The sequence below is a fragment of the Planobispora rosea genome, from assembly GCF_014648175.1.
Lineage (GTDB): Bacteria > Actinomycetota > Actinomycetes > Streptosporangiales > Streptosporangiaceae > Planobispora > Planobispora rosea.
In genome coordinates, this window is sequence record NZ_BMQP01000006.1 from 13,366 (window position 1) to 29,595 (window position 16,230).

A 16,230-nucleotide genomic window follows, 5' to 3' on the forward strand; every position below is an offset into this window, starting at 1 on the left:
GTGGGTCAGGCTTCCCGGCCGCGGCGGGACCAGGCCTTGCGGACTCCCGCGCGCCAGGCCTGGTAGTGCTCGCCGCTGTAGGCGTTGTGGCCCAGCGCGATGAGCGCGGTGTCGGTCCATCCGGCGGCCTCGTCCACCTCGGCGCCGCACAGTACGGGCGCCGCCGCGGCGGTGTGCCCGGGGACGGCGCCGGAGATCAGCCGGGCCGCGCAGGCGAACGCGGCGCCCTGGGCGAGATGGGCGTGGAAACCGGCCTCGGCCGCCGCCCCGGCCAGGCGTTCCAGATCGTCCGGGGCCGCGCCCCCGGCGTACGCGGCGGCCATGCCGATGCCGCTCCACAGGTCGGCACGGCGGCCCGCGGGGAACTCGGCCAGGCGCAGCACGACGTCATCGGCCCCGGCGCACTCGTGGAACCAGAGCGCCCGGCCTAGACCCTGATCGAAGATCGCCCATCGGGTCCGGTCCATCAGCCGGGGTGTGCGCCGCCGTCCCACGGTCCGGTCGGCGGCGAACAGGCCGCGGTGGAAGCCGAAGCCGTCGAAGGCCAGCCAGCGCAGCAGCGGATGGACCGCGCGGACACCCCACGTCGGGCGCAACCGCAACCGGGCGTAGGCGCAGCCCGCGCCAGAGTGGATCATGTGCGGGTACCGTACCCCCTGCCCGCTGAGCAGCGCCCGGAGCCGGCGGCCGCCGGTCAGCGTGAGAACGTCGAGCGTCGCGCAGGCCATGCCCGCGCCCTCGTAGGCGAACCCGCGCACCTCCTCGCCGAGATCGTCGATCCGTTCCGCTTCTCCCGCGATCACAGCGTTGAACCCGGTCAGGAAGGACAGGACGGCGGCCTCCAGATGCCCGCGTGCCGGGCCCAGGCGGAAGCGGAGCCTGCCGAAGTCCCCCCGGCCCGGATCCTGGCGGAGCGGCCCTCTCAACGCCCGCAGGGCCTCCGTCCGGCCCGCTGCGGGGGCCTCCGGCGCGCTCTGGCGTGGCGCGCTCTCGGACGGCACGGCCTCGGACGGCATGGCCTCGGATGGCGCGGTTCTGGACGGCGCGGTCCCGGACGGCCGGTGACCCGGCCCGGGCGGCGCGTGCTCCACCTCGGACGGCCGGGGCGGTGCGTGCTCGGGCGCGGATGCGGTGTGCCCCGGACCGGGGGCGTCCGGCGCCCACGTGCCGTCGTCGCACCGAGCGACTGTCTGGATGCCCTCCGCGTTGCTCACGGGCCGACCGTAGCCAGCCGGGATCCGCCCCTCAAGCACCGGACCCGGCCGTCCGGGCAAAGAAAGGGTCAGCGCAAGCCGTGCGAGTGGCCTACGGAGCCGTACCGGCCGGTCGGCGGGGACCGCACGGAAGGGTCAGCGGGAGCGGGCGTGGCTGCAGCCGCAGGCGGCCGTGGGACGGTCCGTCGCGTGCGCGCCCGCGTCGCGGAAGACGCCCGCGCCCCCGGTACGGCCGAGCAGCGCGTCGGCGGCGAGCACGACGGCGGCCGCGGTGTAGGCCGAGCGCTCGTGCGGGAACCACTTCTCGTTCACGAACTGCCAGCCGGTCCAGTAGGAACCGTCGTCGTGCCGCAGGTGCTGCATGTCGGCGAAGAGCTTCAGCGCCCGCTCCCGATCTCCCAGGGCGTCCAGCGCCAGCACCAGCTCGCACGACTCCGCGCCGGTCACCCAGGGCTGGTCGGAGACGCAGCGGATGCCCAGGCCCGGCTCGACGAACGTCTCCCACTCCTCGGCCAGCCGGGCGTGGGCCGCCGGGCCGCGCAGCGCGCCGCCGAGGATCGGGTAGTACCAGTCCATGGAGAAGCGGCTCTTGTCGGCGAACGCCTCCGGGTGGGCGGCCAGCACGTGGCCGAGCTGGTCGGCGGCGAGCTCCCAGTCGGGCTGGGGGTCACCGAGGTGCTCGCCGAGCAGCACGCCGCAGCGCAGCCCCTGGTAGACCGAGGAGCAACCGGTCAGCAGAGCGTACGGCGCCGGCCTGCCGTCGGCCGCGCGCTCCCAGACGATCTCACCCCGGGTGGTCTGCAGTCCGACCACGAAGTCCAGGGCGGACCGCACGACGGGCCACATCTCCCGGGCGAACTCCTCGTCCCCGGTGACCCGCAGCTCGTGCCAGACGCCGACCGCGACGTAGGCCGCGTGGTTGGACTCCCCGCCCTTCTCGACGGCCTCGCCCTTGACGATCTTCATCGGCCAGGACCCGTCGGCCCGCTGGGTGCACGCCAGCCAGTCGTAGCCCTTGCGCGCGGGCCCGGTCAGTCCGGCCACGGTCATCGCCATCAGGCACTCGACGTGGTTCCAGGCGTCCACGTGCCCCTCCGGCCAGGGCACGCCGCCGTCGGGCTCCTGCACGGCCGCGATGCTCCGGGCGGTCTCGACGACCTGCCCCCATTCCAGCGGGAAGTCCGCTTCCGCCGGGAAGCCCGCGCCGTCTCCCTCCCCGGCCGTGCTCGTGGCGTCGCCGTGCCGGGGGACCTGCTCGGTCACGAGGGCTTCCGGACGTAGAGCACCACGCTCTTGCCGATGATCGGATTGAGCAGGGACTCGGCGATGCGGGTGACGGCCGGGCGCTTCATGATGTCCCAGACCAGGATCTCGTGGTACGCCTTGGCCAGCGGGTGCTCGTCGTTGTTGACGCCGACCGCGCACTTGATCCACCAGTACGGCGCGTGCAGGCCGTGGGCGTGGTGGTGCGGGCCGATCCGGAAGCCGGTGGCCTTCAGCTTGGCGCTGAGCTCGGCGAGCGTGTAGATCCGCACGTGCCCGCCCGGAGCGGTGTGGTAGTCCTCGTCGAGGGCCCAGCAGATCCGTTCGGGCAGGAAGCTCGGCACCGTGATCGCGGCGTGACCGCCGGGCTTGAGCACCCGGAAGATCTCCCGCATCGCCGCCATGTCGTCGGGGATGTGCTCCAGCACCTCGGCGGCGATCACCCGGTCGAAGCTGGCGTCCTCGAACGGCATGTCCAGCGCGTCACCGGTCACGGTCTCGGACGTCGCGCCCGGGGGGACCTCACCGGCCTTGTCCATGGCGGCGAACATGCTCGCCACGCCTTCCAGCTCCGCCGCGTCCATGTCGAAGGCGACCACGTCGGCGCCGCGGCGCAGCACCTCGAACGCGTGCCGCCCGCCGCCGCAGCCCAGGTCGAGAACTCGGGTGCCGGGCCCGACGGGCAACCGGTCGAAGTCGACAGTCAGCACTTGCCGCTCCTTGCAGAGGATTGATGGTTACTTCGCGCGCCGGGCCGAGATGGCCTCGCGGTAGGCCTCCACGGTCCGCTGCGCGACGACGTTCCAGGTGAAGCGCTCCATGACCCGGTCGTAGCCCTTCCGGCCGACCGCCGCCCGCTCCTCGGGGGAGTCGTGCAGGCGGCGCAGCACGGCGGCCAGCTCCTCCGGGTCGCCCGGGGCGACCTGGATGGCCGCGTCGCCGACGACCTCGGGCAGCGCGCCGGTCCGCGAGGCGACCAGCGGGGTCCCGCAGGCCATGTGCTCGACGGCCGGGAGCGAGAAACCCTCGTAGAGCGAGGGGACGACCGAGATCTCCGAGGTGGCGATCAGCTCGCCCAGCTCGTCATCGGAGATGCCGTGCACGAACGTGACCCGGTCCTGCAGGGAGAGCTCGGCGACGAGCTTCTCGGTGGGGCCGCCCGGGGTCGGCTTGCTGACCACGGTCAGGTTCACGTCGCGCTCGGTGGAGAGCTTGGCCACCGCGCGCAGCAGCGTCGCGACGCCCTTCATCGGGGAGTCGGCACTGGCCACCGCGACGATCGAGCCGGGCCGCTTGGGCAGCTCCGGGCGCGGGTGGAAGTAGCGGGTGTCCACGCCCAGCGGGATGAGCCGCATGTTGGCCTGGGGCACGTTGAAGTCACGGTGGATGTCGGCGAGGGAGGACTCGCTGACGGTCAGGATCGGGTTCAGCCGGGGGGCGACCTTGGCCTGCATCCGCACGAAGCCGTACCACCGCCGCATCGAGAACTGCTTGCGCAGCGGCGCGGCCTTCAGCTCGATCCGCCGGTCCACGCTGATCGGGTGGTGGATGGTGCCGACCACCGGGAACAGCTTCTGGATGTCGAGCAGGCCGTACCCGAGCGTCTGGTTGTCCTGGACCACGTCGAAGTCGCCGACGCGCTTGGCCAGCTCGCGGCGGGCGCGCAGGGTGAAGGTCAGCGGCTCGGGGAACCCGGCCGTCCACATGGTCGCGACCTCGAGCACGTCGATCCAGTCGCGGAACTCGCTCGGCCTGGGCGTGCGGAAGGGATCGTCGTCGCGGTACAGGTCCAGGCTGGGGACCTTGTTGAGGATGACGCCCTCGTCCAGCTCGGGGTACGGCTGGCCGGAGAAGACCTCGACGTGATGCCCGAGGGCGACGAGTTCACGGCTGAGATGACGCAGGTAGACACCCTGGCCACCGCAGGTCGGCTTGCTGCGGTAGGACAACAGCGCGACCCGCAGCGAATCACCACCCGGCACGGCAACCCCTTCCTCACCCTGTCCGAGTGAGGACAGGTACCGTGAAAGATGACCTTAGACCTCGGACCCTACCATTCGGTAGTCCTCATCCAGCTAATGTGGAATTGTGTCCAATAACACCTCCACCAGGGACAAGCTGCGATGTTAGCCTGACCGAATCCGGCTCAGTGGAACGTGTTCTAGGGGCGATGTGATCGATGGCGTGCTCACATCGGGACAGAGCGGTACATTCGCCAGTCAACACCACACTGTTCGGGCGAGACACGGTCCGGGCGAGAGCCCTGCCCGACGAGCAAGGAGGACGCGTTGGCCAGGCGCGCGCTGATCACCGGCATCACCGGTCAGGACGGTTCCTACCTGGCCGAGCATCTGCTCAGTGAGGGCTACGAGGTCTGGGGGCTCGTCCGCGGCCAGGCCAACCCGCGCGTCTCCCGGGTGCGCAAGCTCCTGCAGGACGTCCAGCTCGTCCGGGGCGACCTGCTCGACCAGGGTTCGCTGATCTCCGCCGTGGAGAAGGTCCGGCCGGACGAGGTCTACAACCTGGGGGCCATCTCGTTCGTGCCGATGTCGTGGGAGCAGGCCGAGCTCACCGCCGAGGTCACCGGCATGGGCGTGCTGCGCATGCTGGAGGCCATCCGGGTCTGCTCCGGCATCTCCTCCCGGACCGCCGCGGGATCGGACCAGATCCGCTTCTACCAGGCGTCGTCCTCGGAGATGTTCGGCCAGGTCCGCGAGACCCCGCAGGCCGAGACGACCCCCTTCCACCCGCGCTCGCCGTACGGCGTGGCCAAGGCCTACGGCCACTTCCTGACCCAGAACTACCGCGAGTCCTACGGCATGTTCGCCGTCTCCGGCATCCTGTTCAACCACGAGTCCCCGCGCCGCGGCGCCGAGTTCGTCACCCGGAAGGTCTCCCTCGGGGTGGCCCGCATCAAGCTCGGCCTCGCCTCCGAGCTGCGCCTGGGCAACCTGGAGGCCCGCCGCGACTGGGGCTACGCGGGCGACTACGTCCGCGCGATGCACATGATGCTCCAGGCCGCGACCCCCGAGGACTACGTGATCGGCACCGGCCGCACCCAGTCGGTGCGCGAGCTGGTCGAGGCGGCCTTCAGCGCCGCCGGCCTCGACTGGGAGCAGTACGTGGTCTGCGACCAGGCCCTGCACCGCCCCGCCGAGGTCGACCTGCTCTGCGCCGACCCGAAGAAGGCCCGCGTCCAGCTCGGCTGGGAGCCGTCGGTCTCCTTCGAGGAGCTGGTGGCGATGATGGTCGAGGCCGACATCAAACTCCTGTCCGAGGGCGGCGACCCCGACCAGGACTCCTCCTGGCCCTGACTCCGTCGGGAGCCGGACCCGTTCGATCACCGGGGGAGCGGCCGGGAAGCCTCCGCCAGCTCGGTGAGGAGCCGGGTCTCCTGATCGTGGAGGCCCCGGTTCAGCCGGGAGACGGCGATCATGACGGCTGCCGCCCGGCACCACCCCATGAGCCGGTCGGGGTCCAGAGCCGGGACCAGGGCGGCGAGACGGGTGACGTTCCCCTCCACCTCGTCTACCTCCGTGGCGCGCGCGAGGACCCAGTCGACGGCGTCGAACGCGGGGTCACCGATGCTGGGCCGCGGATCGATCACGACGAGACCGTGACGGTCGCCGACGAGGACGTTGCCGGGGTGCAGGTCTCCGTGGACCAGCCCGGCCGGGCCGTCCGAGGCCAGCGTGAGCGCGGCGGACCGGCAACGCTCGATGAGACCGGGATCGAGGTGCTCCTGCGCCGGGCCGTTCCGCCACCGGTCGACCGTCAGCTCGAAGAGGAAGCCGATGCGCCGCCTGAGCGTGGGAAGCGCACCCTCGGGGATCTCCGCCAGGCGGAGGTGGCGGAGGAGCGTCGCGGCGTCCTCGATCGGGAGCCGTCCGACCCGGTCGCCGGGTTCCACCGCCTCCAGCAGCAGCGCCCCCGACTCACCGTCCGAGTCGATCAAAGAGACCACGTGGGCGTTTCCCGCCCACGCCCGGAGCGCGGTCGCCTCGGTGACGCCGATCTCCGGATCGGGAGTGAGCTTGAGTACGGCAGCGCCGCCGGCCCGCCGTACGTGGAAGGCACGCGAGGTGCCACCCGCTGCGACGGAGGCGACGACCTCCAGATCCCAGCGCCGGGAGAGCCTCTCCAGAAGCCCGGGCAGCGCGGCGGACCAGTCGTGGAAACCGGGACCGAACCGATTGACGAGCCTGGCCTCGGTCACGGGATCAAGGGTCAGATCGATCATGCGGCAGTGTCGCACACGGCACCGGACCGCCCGCTGGGCACGGGGCAGCCGACGGACTCATGGCTCGGTGAGGACGTAGAGCAGGGCGGCCACGCTGGTGCCGCCGACGATGTCGCCCTTGGCGATCAGGTCGCGGACACCGCTGAGTGGTACCCACTCGATGCGCTCGGCCTCCCACGGGTCGGTGGGCGGGCCGATGCGGACGGCGGTCCCGGCGCGGAAGATGTGGTGGACGGAGTCGGAGATGCCGTTGGTCGGCTGGACGCGCAGCAGCGGGCGCAGCGGCCCGGGCCGCCAGCCGGTCTCCTCCTCGACCTCGCGGGCGGCGGCCGCCATCGGCTCCTCCCCATCGTCGATCTTGCCGATGGGGATCTCCCAGCCCCAGGTGTCGGTGATGAAGCGGTGCCGCCAGATCAGCAGCACCCGGCGCCGATCGTCGGTGACGACGGCTCCGGCTCCCGGAGCGGTCCGGATCACGCGGTGATCCAGACGCCTGCCGTCGGGGAACTCCACGTCCGCGACCCGGACCTTCAGCCACGGGTCGGTGAAGAGAGGCTTTTCGGAGTTGACCTGCCAGCGCATGCGGCGTGCTCAGCTGACCTTGAGCTGTTCGTCGCCGAAGTCGGCGATCAGCTTGAGCGTGCCACCGAGCGCGGCGACGTAGCGGTCCAGGACTTCACGGGTCGACACGTCACCTTGTTCGATCTGGGACACTCGGGCTACCGAGATGCCCATGCGCTCGGCTACCTGTGCCTGGTTGAGGCCTCGGCGTCGGCGCATCTCGCTCAGCCGCCACCCTTGTGTCTGGGCACGTAGCTGCTGCATCTCGTTCTCAAACTGCTCGGGGCCACCCGCGGTTTCGATCGCCTTCTCCAGATGGCCGCTCTCACGCCACCTGCGATAGCTGCTCACTGGCCCATCTCCTTCCGCCGTTCCACCAGATAGAGCTCGTACAACCGCTCAGCTCGCGGGATCGCTGTCCGGTACCAACGTTCCCAATTACCTGCCTTATCACCGGCTATCAGCAATATGGCAGCTCTCCAAGGGTCGAAGATGAACAGGATGCGGATCTCGCTACGGCCGGTGGAACCCGGCCGTAGTTCCTTCATGTTGGAGATCTTGGAGCCCGCGATGGTGTCCACAAGCGGGCGGCCCTCTGCGGGGCCGTTGCGTTCCAACATCAAGATGGCCTGGTTGACCAGCATGTGGGAAGTGGGGTCGGTCTCACTCAGGGCGTCGAGGAATTCTTCCACCTCGTCAGTGAAGAAGATCTCCCACTCGTCCACTGTGGTCTCCTCGAGAGGGGCACCATGATTAAGAATATTCTAAATATCCTCAGCTCTGAAGGCCGCGGAATGGAGGGAGTCCTCGGATTGAGATTCGTTGCCTGAGGCGCCATGGCTTGTACGGGGCGTGGATCAGGAGCCGAGGAGCAGGCCGGTGCAGGAGGTCAGGAGGGACAGGGCCGACACCGCGAACGCACCGATCACCGAGGCTCTGCGGCCGCGCCGGATGCCGAAGCCGTACAGCACCATCGTGGGGATGAAGGCCACGCAGAGCGGGACGAGGGCGAGCAGGCCGACCGAGGCCCACACGCCCCGCTCGCCCGTGGGCACGACCCGGTCGCCCTCCGGGGTGAGGGCGGCGGGGAAGGTCTCGCCCGCCTCCGCGTCCGGGACGGTGTCGATGACGATCGGCTCCCGCGCCGGGTCGTCGAAGGTGAACCGGGCGTCGCAGTCGTAGCGCCCGCTGCCGAGGTCCTCGCACGACAGGACCTCGGCGGTGCCCGGTGTGCCCCTGCCGCCGAGCGCGATCTCCAGGTCGGGGCGGGTGGTGGCGACGACGGTGTAGGCCAGGAGCAGCATCAGGCCGATCAGGAAGAGCATCGTCGCCGGTCCGGCGACCTGTCCCGTGAGCCCGCGCGGTTTCCGCCCGGGAGCACCCTTGCCGGAGGGGGACGCGCCGGGCCGGTTCCCTCCGCCAGCGCCGGTCCCGGCGGGTGCGTGACCGGAGGGCCGCCGGGCGGATCTCTTCCCGGAGCGGGGCTTCTGTCTGGCGTCTGGCATGCGCGTCATATCCCTGACCGTGGCGGATGACCCTCAAGGGCCGCCTGCAGTTTATTCGCGGGGCGGCGATGCCCCAGGCAGGGACGGGCTCTCAGCGTCCGCTCAGCATGACTCAGCGTCGGCACAGCATGATCGGGGCAGTGTGGGGGCGATCTCTCGCAATGCCTGATCCCCCGGTGAAGGTCCTCTCCTGGAGGAGTCGATCATGCTGATCCATGCCACACATACGGAACATCCGGAAGAGCTTCTCGCCGGCCCGGCCATCTCCGCCGGGCTGAACCGGGTGGAGAAGCGCCTGAACCGGCTGAGCACCTCCTCCCGCCTGCCGCTCATCAACCGCGCCGCCGGGCGGATCACCGGCGCGGGCGGCAAGCGGCTGCGTCCCGCACTGACCCTGGCGTCCGCGCTCGCGCTGGGCGGGCGGATCGACCGGCGGACGGTGACCGCGGCGGCGTGCGTGGAGCTGATCCACGCGGGGTCGCTGGTCCACGACGATCTGATGGACAACGCGGCGGAGCGGCGCGGCGTACGGACCGTCAACGCCGAGCTGGGTAACGGCGGGGCGCTGGTCGTGGGTGACTTCATGGTGGCCAGAGCCTGGCTCGCCGCGTTGTCGTCGACCTCCAGGGCGGTGGCCGAGACGCTGGCCACCACGCTGGTCGAGCTGGCCGAGGGCCAGTTCCAGGAGACCGCCGCCCTCTTCGACGCCGGCCGTACCCCGGCGGACGCCCTGGAGTCGGTCCGCCGCAAGACCGCCTCCCTGTTCCGGACGAGCTGCGTGGTCGCGCACCGGGACGGACGGGCCATGGCGGAGTACGGCGAGCGGTTCGGGATGTTGTTCCAGATCCTCGACGACCTGCTCGACCTGGCCTCCACCGCCGGGCGGCTCGGCAAGCCGGTGGGCAACGACCTGCGGCAGGGCGTCTACAGCTTCCCGCTGCTGACCGCGCTGGGGCGCGACTGCGGGGACCTCCGCCCCTTCCTCGGGCGGAGGCTGACCGAGGACGAGATCACGGCCGTCCTCACCCGGCTCAGGGAGAGCTCCATGGCCGAGGAGACGGTCGGATACTGCCGTGCCCTGGCCGCCGAGGCGGTCGCCGCGCTCCCCGACGTCACGGACCCGGAGGCCGCCGCCGTCCTGCGCGGACTCCCGCCCGCCTACGTCGACCGGGCGGAGGCGTTGCTCGTCAGGTGAGCGCGACCGGCAGCTCCTTGATGCCGTTGATGAAGTAGGAACGCAGGCGGCGGGCCGGACCGGCCTGGGAGATCTTGGGCAGCCGGTCGGCCAGGACCTCCAGCATCACCCGGAGTTCGAGCTTGGCCAGGTGGTTGCCGAGGCAGAAGTGGGCCCCGCCGCCGCCGAAGCCGATGTGCGGGTTGGGGGTGCGGCCGATGTCGAAGACGCCGGGCGAGTCGAACACGTCCTCGTCGCGGTTGGCCGAGCTGTAGAACACCACGATCTTGTCGCCCTCGCGCACCGGCTGGTCGCCGACCACCGTGTCGGCGGTCGCCGTACGGCGGAAGAGGTTGACCGGGGAGACCCAGCGGACGATCTCGTCGGCCGCGGTGCCGGCCAGGGAGGGGTCGGCCACCAGCCGGGCCCACTGGTCGGGGTGCTCGAAGAGGGCGAGCATGCCGCCGGAGGCCCCGTTGCGGGTGGTCTCGTTGCCCGCGACGAGCAGCAGCAGCACGAACAGGTCGAACTCGTCCTCACTGAGGGCCTCGCCGTCCTCGGCGGGCTGCAGGAGCTTGGTGATGATGTCGTCGCGGGGCTCCGCGCGCCGCTGGGCGGCCAGCTCGTTGGCGTAGGCGTAGACCTCCATGGCGGCGGCGTGCCCCTCGGCCGGGTCGGCGGCGTAGTCGGGGTCCTCGGAGCCGATCATCCGGTTGGACCAGGTGAAGATCTTCTCCCGGTCCTCGACGGGCGCGCCGAGCAGCTCGCAGATCACGTACAGCGGCAGCGGGGCGGCGATGTCCCGGACGAAGTCGGCCGAGGGACGGCCCTTGGCCTCGTCCACCAGGTCGTGGCAGATGTCGCGGATGTGCTGCTCCAGCTGCCCGATGATCCGAGGCGTGAAGCCCCGGTTGACCAGGGAGCGGCGCCGGGTGTGCTCCGGCGGGTCCTGGTTGAGCATCATCATCCGCTGCATCTCGCGCTCCGCCTCGGGGATCTCGTTGAAGAGGGCGAGCTTGCGGCTGGAGGAGAAGAGGTCGGAGCGGCGGGAGACGTGGACCACGTCGGCGTGCTTGGTCACGGCCCAGAACGGGGGCCAGTCGCGCGCCTCGTCGCCACGGTGGAGGTGGACCGGGGAGTTGGCCCGCAACCAGGCGAGCTGCTCGTGCGGTGGCCCGTGCTGCGCGTAGAAGTCCTGGTCGACGAGGTCGATCTCCATGTGCCCTCCTGGAGGGGGTGCGCACGTGCCGGGAACCGCGGCCCATGCGGGCACGGCTCGACGCCAGGCACTTGATCAAGCGCTTGGTCGCGTATTTCTGAAACGTGTTCTATTACGCGTGGAAGGAGGAGTCAAGTGCGGTGCCGGGTAGACCCTCCTGACCCGCCTCCGGAGAACCCCCTGCCCGTTCCCGCGCGGAGCGCACATGCGAGTTGCGGCGAGGACGGTCGTGGCTGTCGCGCGGGCTCGACGGCGGCGACCTCACGCGGTGGGCAGGGTGAAGAAGAAGGTGGTGCCCCCTTCGGGGGAGGACTCGACCCAGATGCGGCCGCGGTGCCGGGTGACGATGCGCTGCACCAGGCTCAGACCCATGCCGACGCTCTGGTAGGTGCCGGTGCGGCGCAGCCGCTGGAAGGGGGTGAACACCTCCTTCAGCTGGTCGGCGTCGAGCCCGGTGCCGTCGTCGTGGATCCGGTAGGTGACGAAGCCCTCCGGTCCGGCCTGGTAGCCGACCTCGATGCGGGCGGTCGGCCGGTCGCGGGTGGATTCGATGGCGTTGTCCAGCAGGGTGGCCAGCGCCTGCCGCAGCAGCTCGGAGTCGCCCCGGCAGGGCGGCAGGTCGGCGCGCTCGAAGCGGATGTCGCGCTCGTCCCGGTGCTTGGCCAGCCCCTCCCACACCTGGTCGGTGAGCGCGGCCAGATCCACGCGCTGCAGGTCGATCTGATCGCGTTGCAGCTGGGAGAAGGCCAGCAGCGCGGTGATGAGATCGCCCATCCGGGCCGCGCTGGACCGGATCTTCTGCACGAACACGAGCGCCTCCTCGGTGGACATCTGGCCGGGGTAGTGCTCGGACAGGACCTCGGCGGATGTGCTCATCGCGGTCAGCGGGGTGCGCAGGTCGTGGGAGATGCTGGCGGCGAACAGCTCCAGCTCGGCATGGAAGGCGCGCAGCCTGGCGTCCTGCCGCAGCAGCTGCTGCTGTCCCTGCCAGCGCCGGTGCGCGATGTAGGTGATCGTCGCGGCGGCCGCCAGGCCGCACAGCCCGGAGACCAGCAGGACGATTCCGAAACGCCGGTGTTCCTCGTCGGGTTCGGCGTACAGCCTGCGGTGCGGGGCCACGACCACCAGCCGCCAGCTGTCCGGCCAGACCTGGGCGGAGGTGTAATGCCAGTCCTGGCCCGCCCGGTGGTAGTCGCCCTCCGGCCCCCGTCGCAGCGCCGCGGCCAGCTGCGGGGCGAACCGGGACAGCGAGATGACCTGCGCTCCCGGGTTCCTGGTGGTGGCCACGACGTCGCCGAACCGGTCGATCAGGTAGGCGTAGCCGCCGGGCGGGGCGATGGCCTCGCGCAGGTAGTTGCCCAGCGGGCTTTCAGCCACGATGAACCCGCCGGAGAAGATCCGCTGCCCGTGCGGGGTGGAGAACGGTACGGCGATCGCGATGAGGGACTGATTGGGCACCACCGCCGAGGTGAACACGTTGGAGACGACCATCCGGTCCTCCTGCAGGGCCAGCCGGACGTGCGGCTGGCTGCCGGTCAGGTCCTGGCCGATCAGCTCGGGCCGCGGCGGCCAGATGGCCAGGGCGCGCCCCCGGTGATCGAGCACGATCATGGAGGTGTAGCCGAGCCCGGCTCCGAACATCTCCAGCCGGCCGGCGCCGACGGTCCGGTCGGCCAGGGACTTGCTGGCGTCCTGCCGCTGCCGGGTCGCGATACCGGTCATGTAGGACCGGATGAAGTCGGCCGCCACCTGGGTGCGCTGAACCATTCCCTCCTTCTCGACGGTCCGCAGGAACGAGCCGGCCCACACCCACGTCCCCGCCGCGAGCGCCATCAGCAGCAACCACACCACCGGGCTGAGGAACACGGTCCACCGGCCGCCCAGCCTGCTCTCACTGTCGGCCTCGACCACGACCCCCCGGCTCTTTCCCGCCCTGATACTGTCCTGCTGCTCAGCGGACCCGGCGACTGGCTCGCCTCGGCAGGCGAGAGTCAACGGTGAGTGAGCATCGAATGACAACACGTCACTCAAAGGTACTAAGCGCTCTCAGCGATCAGGCATCGGCCCGAGGAAGACGGGAAACCTCCCCTCAGCGAGACCGCGAACGGCCGGTGCCCCGGCTGAGAGCATCCGAGGAGCATGCGGTGGACCTCAGCAGGTACGGCTTCGGCGCCGCCCCGATCGGCAACCTGTTCACCGCCGTGGACGACGCGACGGCGCGGGCGGCGGTGGACGCCGCCTACGACGCCGGGATCCGGCTGTTCGACACCGCGCCCCACTACGGGCTCGGCCTTTCGGAGCGGCGGCTGGGCGCCGCCCTGGCCGGCCGCCCCCGCGACTCCTACACGCTCTCCACCAAGGTCGGCCGCCTGCTCGTGCCGTCCACCCGGGGTTCCGCCGCAAGGGACGACGAGGGCTTCGACGTCCCCGCGGATCTGCGGCGGGTGCGGGACTACTCGCGCGAGGGGGTGCGGCGGTCGCTGGAGGAGAGCCTGGAACGGCTCGGCCTCGACCGGGTCGACATCGCGCTGATCCATGACCCGGACGACCACTGGGAACAGGCGGTCTCCGAGGCGTACCCGGCCCTGGCGGAACTGCGGGCGCAGGGCGTCGTCACGGCGATCGGGGCGGGTATGAACCAGTGGGAGATGCTGGCCCGCTTCGTCCGCGAGACCGACCTGGACGTGGTCATGCTCGCCGGCCGCCACACCCTGCTCGACCAGTCGGGGGCGCGCGAGCTGCTCCCGCTCTGCCGGGAGCGCGGCGTCCGCGTGCTGGCCGCCGGGGTGTTCAACAGCGGGCTACTGGCCACCCACGAGCCGTCCGGCACCTACGACTACGCGCCCGCTCCCGGCTCCCTGCTGGCCCGCGCCCGCGAGATCGCCGCCGTCTGCGAGCGCCACGGCGTCACCCTGCCCCAGGCCGCCCTGGCCTTCCCGCTGCGTCATCCGGCGGTCGCCTCCGTGGTCGCCGGGGCCCGCTCCGCGGCCGAGGTCACCCGCAACGCCGCCCTGGCCGCCCGTCCGGTCCCCGGGGAACTCTGGTCCGACCTCGCCGCCGAGGGCCTGATCTCCTGACCTCCTGGCCTTCCCGTCCCCGTCCGCCCGGACCGGCTCCGGCGGGTCCTCGTCCCAGCCCCGGTCAGCCCTCGCCGGACAGGGCCCTGCGCAGCCGCTCCTCGGCGTCGGCGATGTGCACGGTCGCCCAGGCGCGGGCGACTTCGGGGCGGCGGGAGGCGATCGCCTCGCAGATCGCGGCGTGCTGCTCGCGTGTCCTGTCCACGGGGTTCTCCCGGATGAGGCCCCGCCAGATGCGGGCGCGGGTGGTCGGGCCGGACACGCTCGCCAGCAGGGAGCAGAGCACCGCGTTCCCCGACCCCTCGGCGATGCGCCGGTGGAAACGCAGGTCGTTGTCGACGAGCTGTTCCACGCTCGGATCCTCGGGCAGTGATCCGAGGATCTCGCGCAGCTCGGCGATCCCCGAGCCGGTCATCTCCGTCGCGGCCAGGGCGGTGGCCTCGGGCTCCAGGATCCGGCGGACCTGGAAGAACTGGAGCACGGTGTCGTCCCGGTGGAAGTCGGTCACGAACGCCATGGCGTCCAGCAGCAGATCCGGCTTCAGGCTGGTCACGTAGGTGCCGTCGCCCTGACGCACGTCCAGCACGTTGATCAACGCCAGGGCGCGCACGGCCTCGCGCAGGGAGTTGCGGGACAGGCCCAGCCGTCCGGCGAGGTCCGCCTCCTTCGGGAGTCTGCTGCCCGGCGCGAGCTCGCCCGAGAGGATCATCTGCTTGATCTTGTCGATAGCGGCGTCGGTGACCGCCACGCTTCACCTTCCCGGGGATTCAGACATCCGATGTCCTGGAGTGTATGGCGAGCCGCGAGAGGTCGGAGCCGCCCGGAAGGGGCCGGTCCGGGGAGGCGGAAGGGCAGCTCAGGGGCCCAGGGGCCCGACTCAGGGACTCAGGGACTCAGGGCGAAGGGCGAACCGGACGGGGTCCGAACCCGCCGTACGGCTGATCACTCCGCGGACCTCCAGCGTCCGCAGGTGCGCGGCCGCCTCCCCGGCGGCCATGCCGCGCATCTGCGGGGACAGGTCCGCCCACGGGCGGTTCCAGGTCATCCGTCCGGCGATCTCCCAGATGGTGAGCGGTTCACGCTCCTCCGCCAGCAGGGCGGCGAGGGACAGCAGCTTCTCCTCGTGGTGCGCGTGGATCTCCATCGCCCGCTCCGCCGAGCCCGGGAAGGTCCATTCGTGCGCGGGCAGGGTCTCCAGCGCGCCCAGCTCCGCCACCTTCTCCAGGGAGAGCAGGAAGTCGCCGAGCGGGTCGACGTCGACGCGGTCGTAGGGGTAGACGCCGACGTGCGGGGTGATCCCCGGCAGCACGTGGTCCCCGGTGAAGAGCCGGTCGGCGTCCCGCAGGTGGAGGCAGACGTGGCCCGGGGTGTGCCCCGGCGTCCAGATCACCCGGAGCTCCCGTCCCGGAAGATCGACCAGGTCCCCGTCACGCAGCTCCCGGTCGGGCGGGGCGGGCGGCCGGGGCCGATGCGCGGTCACCTCCTCGACCTCGACCGCGTCGGCCCCCGCGCGCTTGAGCATGTCGGCGTGGAAGCTGCGGTGCTCCCGGTCCTGGAGCTCGTTCATGAGCCCGACCAGGGCGGCGTCGGCCTCGTGCATGGCGATCCACGCCCCGGACTCCTCCCGGACCTGCCCGGCGAGCCCGGCGTGGTCCGGATGGAAGTGGGTGACCACCACGCCCCGGACGTCGCGCACGTCCATGCCGGCCGAGCCGAGGCCGTCCCGGAGCGCCAGCCAGGCGTCGGGGTGGTTCCAGCCCGCGTCGACGAGGACCGGCCCGCGGGGGGACTCGATCGCGTAGACGAGCGTGTATCCGAGCGGGTTGCCCGGGATCGGCACCGGAACGCTCCAGACGCCACCGCCGAGGTCGGTCGGGCGCTGCTCGCTGTACGGCCTGCGGCGGGTCTTCAATACGGATGCTCCCGGTTCTGATGGTCGCTCGGGCGGTCCCGCGAGGGTTCCCACGGTAACCCCGG

General features: G+C 71.3%; 16 protein-coding genes. 3 read left to right on the plus strand and 13 right to left on the minus strand.

Annotation, left to right across the window (positions count from 1 at the left end; all coding sequences use genetic code 11):
* Positions 1-5: 5 nt before the first annotated feature.
* The 4 genes from IEZ08_RS07575 to IEZ08_RS07590 form a co-directional block, all read right to left on the minus strand.
* The gene (locus IEZ08_RS07575; RefSeq protein WP_189241904.1) at positions 6-1,214 is read right to left on the minus strand and encodes a DUF1702 family protein; all 1,209 of its coding nucleotides are present in this window, start codon (positions 1,212-1,214) and stop codon (positions 6-8) included.
* Positions 1,215-1,349: 135 nt separating this feature from the next.
* A complete protein-coding gene (locus IEZ08_RS07580) occupies positions 1,350-2,387 on the minus strand; it encodes a prenyltransferase (protein ID WP_189241967.1) in 1,038 nt (345 codons plus the stop codon).
* An 86-nt stretch (positions 2,388-2,473) separates the two neighbouring features.
* Entirely contained in the window at positions 2,474-3,187 is a 714-nt protein-coding gene (locus tag IEZ08_RS07585; RefSeq protein ID WP_068926740.1) for a class I SAM-dependent methyltransferase, read from the minus strand.
* Positions 3,188-3,214: 27 nt separating this feature from the next.
* The gene (locus IEZ08_RS07590) at positions 3,215-4,459 is read right to left on the minus strand and encodes a glycosyltransferase family 4 protein (RefSeq protein WP_068926738.1); all 1,245 of its coding nucleotides are present in this window, start codon (positions 4,457-4,459) and stop codon (positions 3,215-3,217) included.
* A gap of 306 nt (positions 4,460-4,765) precedes the next feature.
* Here IEZ08_RS07590 and IEZ08_RS07595 point away from each other — a divergent pair, with 306 nt between their 5' ends.
* Complete coding sequence (locus IEZ08_RS07595; protein WP_068926736.1) at positions 4,766-5,791, plus strand: GDP-mannose 4,6-dehydratase; 1,026 nt, start codon at positions 4,766-4,768, stop codon at positions 5,789-5,791.
* A gap of 26 nt (positions 5,792-5,817) precedes the next feature.
* On the opposite strand, the gene IEZ08_RS07600 is transcribed toward IEZ08_RS07595, so the two are convergent.
* The 5 genes from IEZ08_RS07600 to IEZ08_RS07620 form a co-directional block, all read right to left on the minus strand.
* Positions 5,818-6,717: an aminoglycoside phosphotransferase family protein gene (locus tag IEZ08_RS07600; protein ID WP_068926734.1), complete on the minus strand. Its 900-nt coding sequence runs from the start codon at positions 6,715-6,717 to the stop codon at positions 5,818-5,820.
* A gap of 57 nt (positions 6,718-6,774) precedes the next feature.
* Entirely contained in the window at positions 6,775-7,299 is a 525-nt protein-coding gene (locus IEZ08_RS07605; protein ID WP_068926732.1) for an NUDIX domain-containing protein, read from the minus strand.
* Between the two features lie 9 nt (positions 7,300-7,308).
* On the minus strand, positions 7,309-7,629 hold the full coding sequence (locus IEZ08_RS07610; RefSeq protein WP_068926730.1) for a helix-turn-helix domain-containing protein: 321 nt from the start codon (positions 7,627-7,629) through the stop codon (positions 7,309-7,311).
* Entirely contained in the window at positions 7,626-8,003 is a 378-nt protein-coding gene (locus tag IEZ08_RS07615) for a type II toxin-antitoxin system RelE/ParE family toxin (RefSeq protein ID WP_189241905.1), read from the minus strand. The genes IEZ08_RS07610 and IEZ08_RS07615 overlap by 4 nt, the downstream gene beginning before the upstream one ends.
* Before the next feature lie 132 nt (positions 8,004-8,135).
* A complete protein-coding gene (locus IEZ08_RS07620) occupies positions 8,136-8,603 on the minus strand; it encodes a hypothetical protein (protein WP_189241906.1) in 468 nt (155 codons plus the stop codon).
* Between the two features lie 385 nt (positions 8,604-8,988).
* On the opposite strand from IEZ08_RS07620, the gene IEZ08_RS07625 reads away from it, so the two are divergent.
* Positions 8,989-9,978, plus strand: coding sequence for a polyprenyl synthetase family protein (locus IEZ08_RS07625; RefSeq protein ID WP_068926724.1), 990 nt, complete (start codon positions 8,989-8,991; stop codon positions 9,976-9,978).
* Here the strand turns inward: IEZ08_RS07625 and IEZ08_RS07630 are convergent.
* Together IEZ08_RS07630 and IEZ08_RS07635 are read right to left on the minus strand one after the other, a co-directional pair.
* Entirely contained in the window at positions 9,971-11,176 is a 1,206-nt protein-coding gene (locus IEZ08_RS07630; protein WP_068926722.1) for a cytochrome P450, read from the minus strand. The two genes, IEZ08_RS07625 and IEZ08_RS07630, sit on opposite strands and share 8 nt — an antisense overlap.
* A 261-nt stretch (positions 11,177-11,437) precedes the next feature.
* Positions 11,438-13,087, minus strand: a complete 1,650-nt coding sequence (locus IEZ08_RS07635) for a sensor histidine kinase (RefSeq protein ID WP_189241907.1) — start codon at positions 13,085-13,087, stop codon at positions 11,438-11,440.
* A gap of 233 nt (positions 13,088-13,320) precedes the next feature.
* Here IEZ08_RS07635 and IEZ08_RS07640 point away from each other — a divergent pair, with 233 nt between their 5' ends.
* On the plus strand, positions 13,321-14,253 hold the full coding sequence (locus IEZ08_RS07640) for an aldo/keto reductase (protein ID WP_229802975.1): 933 nt from the start codon (positions 13,321-13,323) through the stop codon (positions 14,251-14,253).
* 64 nt (positions 14,254-14,317) lie between these two features.
* On the opposite strand, the gene IEZ08_RS07645 is transcribed toward IEZ08_RS07640, so the two are convergent.
* Both IEZ08_RS07645 and IEZ08_RS07650 read right to left on the minus strand, forming a co-directional pair.
* Entirely contained in the window at positions 14,318-15,001 is a 684-nt protein-coding gene (locus IEZ08_RS07645) for a FadR/GntR family transcriptional regulator (protein WP_068926717.1), read from the minus strand.
* A gap of 129 nt (positions 15,002-15,130) precedes the next feature.
* Positions 15,131-16,165 carry an MBL fold metallo-hydrolase gene (locus IEZ08_RS07650; RefSeq protein ID WP_189241909.1) on the minus strand — a complete coding sequence of 345 codons (1,035 nt, stop codon included), beginning with the start codon at positions 16,163-16,165 and terminating at the stop codon, positions 15,131-15,133.
* Between the last annotated feature and the right edge of the window lie 65 nt (positions 16,166-16,230).

Excerpts from the sequence above, each read along its gene's own strand:
- IEZ08_RS07600 (WP_068926734.1), bottom strand. The coding sequence starts at position 6,717 with ATGATCGATCTGACCCTTGATCCCGTGACCGAGGCCAGGCTCGTCAAT.
- IEZ08_RS07620 (WP_189241906.1), bottom strand. The coding sequence starts at position 8,603 with ATGCTCTTCCTGATCGGCCTGATGCTGCTCCTGGCCTACACCGTCGTC.
- IEZ08_RS07605 (WP_068926732.1), bottom strand. The coding sequence starts at position 7,299 with ATGCGCTGGCAGGTCAACTCCGAAAAGCCTCTCTTCACCGACCCGTGG.
- IEZ08_RS07625 (WP_068926724.1), top strand. The coding sequence starts at position 8,989 with ATGCTGATCCATGCCACACATACGGAACATCCGGAAGAGCTTCTCGCC.
- IEZ08_RS07630 (WP_068926722.1), bottom strand. The coding sequence starts at position 11,176 with ATGGAGATCGACCTCGTCGACCAGGACTTCTACGCGCAGCACGGGCCA.